The organism is Maribrevibacterium harenarium, assembly GCF_006385675.1.
In the GTDB taxonomy this organism is placed as follows: domain Bacteria; phylum Pseudomonadota; class Gammaproteobacteria; order Pseudomonadales; family Marinomonadaceae; genus Marinomonas; species Marinomonas harenarium.
In genome coordinates this window covers 1-3,287 of sequence record NZ_VFRR01000088.1, presented here as the reverse complement: position 1 = coordinate 3,287, position 3,287 = coordinate 1, and the positions used below count along the sequence as shown (strand labels likewise).

Here is a 3,287-nt window from a genome sequence, read left to right as displayed (position 1 = left end):
TTACGCCTCCCTAATTCGGTCATCGAGCAAACGGGGCTCCCCAAGCAAGTTGTTATGCCTATTGCGCTGCCTTTTGGAGAAACGGAGATTGAGCAAGCGTTGCATAGTGGTAGCGCCATCACTTATCGTTTTCTGCTTGATAAAAAAGGTTGGCGAGTCTTTATCTCTACCGAGGTGCAACCCTCTAAGATAAAGACCATTGAAGCGCAAGGCGCGATTGGCGTAGACATTAACGCTCATCATCTCGCGGTGGTTGAGATGGATCGCAACGGCAATCCAATCAACAAGCATCGAATCAATGTGCAGACCCACGGCAAAACCACACATCAACGTATGGCGGTCATTGGTGATGCCGTGAAGCAGCTTGTCGAGATTGCGCATCGAACGCGTAAGCCGATCGTGCTTGAAGCGCTGGATTTTAAGCGCAAGAAGCAAGACCTAAATGCCAATGAAGATCGCCGCTACAACCGCATGATCAGTGCGTTTGCGTACTCAAAGATCATCGAAGTGATCAAGGCTCGGTGTCTTGATCGCGGCATACAAGTAAAAGAAGTCAATCCTGCTTATACCAGTCAGATTGGCAAACATAAGTTTGCTGAGCGCTATGGCCTAACGCCCCATCAAGGGGCTGCACTGGTCATTGCTCGGCGCTCAAAGAATTATCGCGAGCAACCCAATCGTGAGGATCAAACCGCTTCTTGGCTACCTGAAAGGAAGGCTACAGAACACGTATGGTCTTATTGGAGGAAGGTGGCTCGAAAACCAGTGGCGTATGAAACGCTACTCTCGAAGCGAAAGCAATCTAGGTCTGTAGCGCAATCAGAAGGCGCAGAATCTAAGATGGTGTCCCATACCTCGGGGGTAAGTGCCCGAGCGTAAGCTTGGAGCACTCACAGCCGGGAACACTGTTCGCCCGGCGATATGGAATATTTTTCCATACAACTAGGAACGGTTCCTAACTGCCATTGACGACTTTGGCTCCGGCTACAACGGCCTAGAACTACTAACCCACTTGCCGACCAATTTAGTCAAGCTGGACATGAACCTTATTCGTGATATCGACCAGCACAAGCCACGTCAAATTATCACGCGCCACAGTGTAGAAATGCTAAGAGACCTGGGTATGCAAGTCATTGCCGAAGGCATCGAAACCGCCGCCGAGCGGGACACCTTACTTGATCTTGGCGTCACCCTATTTCAGGGCTACTACTTCGCCAAGCCAGCGTTTGAGGCATTGCCTGATATAAACTGGAAGTAGCCCGTTGCATGAACCTACTATAGCTCGCGCTGTTGCAATAACAGCGCAGTGGCTGCTTCCTGATTCAACGGTTTCGCAAACCAATACCCCTGCCCTAAATCACAGCCATAACTGGCTAGCAGTTTAGCTTGTTCCTTAGTCTCAATCCCTTCCGCTACTACCTGCAAACTGAGCTTGTGCGCCATGCTAATAATCGCTTCACACAAATCTTTCGCCATTGGGCCAGACGACAAATCGTGAATAAACGACTTATCAATCTTAATAAAATCGATATCTAGGCGGTTCAAATAAGCTAACGAAGAGTACCCTGTACCAAAGTCATCCAAGGCAACGTTGATACCAAAATCCCGAAATGCCAGTAGCTGTTCCGCCACGTTGGCGGTATGGTGCATCAGCATATTTTCAGTAATTTCTAAGATAACCGAGCTGCCCGGTAGCATCAGGCTTTCGATATGCTGATACCACCCCAGCAGGTGTTTGCCAGAATCCGTATATTGGAACGGCGAAGTGTTAATGCTCATCACCAGGTCCGGCGCAATCTCCATACGCCAGCGAGCTAACTGAGACACGGACTCTTTAAAAACAAAGTCGCCAATCTGAGTGATCAAGCCCGATTCTTCAGCCAATGGAATGAACACATCGGGGGGGATCGCCCCTCGATTTGGATGCTGCCAACGGGCTAACGCCTCAAATTTTTTTACTTTGCCAGTCTGCAGACAGACAATCGGCTGATAAACCACATAAATTTCCCGATGGGTGATGGCTTCCCGCAAGTCATTTAGTAACTTTTGCCGCTCTTGCGTTTGGGTGTGCAGTTCCAGTGAAAAGAAATGATACCGACTGCGGCCTAGATTCTTCGCCGCGTACATGGCCTCATCGGCAAACTGCAATAAGCTAGATGGGTCTGTCGCATCATCAGGGCTCACTGTGATGCCAATACTCGCGGACAAATACACCAGCTCCATTTTCACGGAGAACGGCTTGCTGAGTGCCGCTAAGATCTGTTCTGCCATTTGCGCGAGTATTTCTTTATCGACTTTTCCTGGTATCAATACCGTGAATTCATCCCCGCCGATACGGGCCAACTCGCAGTGACTTGGCAAGGCATTCAGCAAACGGCTCGATACTATCTTCAACACTCGGTCCCCTTCTTGATGACCATGCAGATCGTTCAGCTCTTTAAAGCGATCCAGATCTAAATAGAACAAAGCAAAAGGGGCGTTATTGGCTTCCGCGTTGCTACACAAAGAGGAAAGACGTGTCTGAAATAAACGTCGGTTTGATAGCTCCGTAAGAGGATCTAAATTGGCCTGCTTAGCCACTTCCGCGCGGGCTTGGTCGCTTTCTTTAAGAGCCACATCTAGCTTTTTATTAGTGCGCACAACAAATAAAGCAAACGTCAAAAGCACCAACATAGTCGGCACAACCACAGCCGCAACTAATAAAAACTGACGATAATCCAACTGCTCTGGTGGATGATATAAAACCGGCCCCAACTGAAAATCGGGAGAAAGCTTTTTCAACGCTTGATAATCTTTCACTACCTGATGCCAACGCCCTTCGTTGATGTAGCCAACTTCCACCAGATTCGGCTGAATCAAATTGTAAGTGGCATCCGCCTCAAAGCGCAGGAACTCCCGAGAATAAGTACTTTTATAGCGGCTGGTAATCCAGTTAATGACCGTATCGTGGTGCTCCAACGCATAGCGCCACCCCAACAAACTTGCCTCGCGAAAAGACTCCACCGTTTGTGGGGAACTCTTTACCAAGGCTTCGGAGGTAAATAAATTATCACCGAAAAAATCAATCCCCACGGAACGGGGCGAAAACTCACGATACGGGATTTTCAACTGGGATAAAAAGAAAGGTTCATTGGTGCTATAAGCACTCATCACATCGACCTGATCAGCGAGATCTACCGGGTCAAACGTATGGGTGTAGTGGCATAGTGAATTTGGCCACCTGAATAGAGGTGTTAAAATGCACCTCTCAACTAAACAGGTGACACTATGGCAAATCGTACAAGACG

The 3,287-nt window shown here is 48.5% G+C and carries 3 protein-coding genes; 2 read left to right on the top strand and 1 reads right to left on the bottom strand.

Annotated elements, in window-relative coordinates; genetic code table 11:
* A partial coding sequence (locus FJM67_RS17075; RefSeq protein WP_140591893.1) for an IS200/IS605 family accessory protein TnpB-related protein occupies window positions 1-879 on the top strand: 879 nt, incomplete at its 5' end.
* Between the two features lie 85 nt (window positions 880-964).
* On the top strand, window positions 965-1,258 hold the full coding sequence (locus tag FJM67_RS17070) for an EAL domain-containing protein (protein WP_140591891.1): 294 nt from the start codon (window positions 965-967) through the stop codon (window positions 1,256-1,258).
* 17 nt (window positions 1,259-1,275) lie between these two features.
* Here FJM67_RS17070 and FJM67_RS17065 read toward each other — a convergent pair.
* Window positions 1,276-3,287 (bottom strand): EAL domain-containing protein (locus FJM67_RS17065; RefSeq protein WP_140591889.1); only part of this gene is annotated, 2,012 nt, incomplete at its 5' end.